At 67.3% G+C, this 614-nt stretch carries 1 protein-coding gene; it reads right to left on the bottom strand.

Going from position 1 to position 614, the window contains the following annotated elements:
• Nucleotides 1-453, bottom strand: a 453-nt coding sequence (locus ACXJKJ_RS31130; protein ID WP_457395448.1) for an aldo/keto reductase, incomplete at its 3' end; no start/stop codon positions are given.
• Between the last annotated feature and the right edge of the window lie 161 nt (nt 454-614).

Genomic DNA, 614 nt, shown 5'->3' with positions numbered 1-614 from the left:
GGCCAGCACCGTGAGAGAGGGCGCGATCGACCCCTCGGCCGGGGCCATGACGTTGAACATGCAGCGCAGGTTGACCACGTCCAGCACCTCCAGGCCCAGGTTGCGCAGGTTGTCATGCACGGCGCGGGTGAGTTCGGCGGCGGACATCGTCGGCAGCCACTGGCCCTCGGCACCGCGCCTGGCGCCCACTTTGGTTGCGATGGTCAGCCCCGCGCGATAGGGATGAAGGGCCTCGCGGATGATCTGGTTGGTGATGTGCGGGCCGTAGAAATCGCTGGTATCCAGATGGTTGACGCCCCGCTCGACCGCCTCGCGCAGCACGCGCACGGCGGCATCGCGGTCTTTCGGTGGGCCGAAGACGTGGGGGCCTGCCAACTGCATGGCCCCGTATCCCAGGCGGGCAACGGCACGATCGCCAAGGGTGAAGGTGGGCAGAGCGGGCTGGTCGGTCATGGCGGGAACTCTTGGCGGGGATGGAGAAAATCTAGGGCCGGGACGGCTGTGCGACAATCCGATATAAAGCGAACGGGCTGTCCGGAGAGGCGAACAATGAGCACGCGGCTGGGCGATATGCAGGCCTTCGTCCTGGTGGCGCGGGCAGGGGGCTTCCGCGA

This window comes from Roseateles sp. P5_E1 (genome assembly GCF_054049335.1).
The sequence above is the reverse complement of the archived record's forward strand: the minus strand, read 5'-3'. Positions and strand labels throughout refer to the sequence as shown.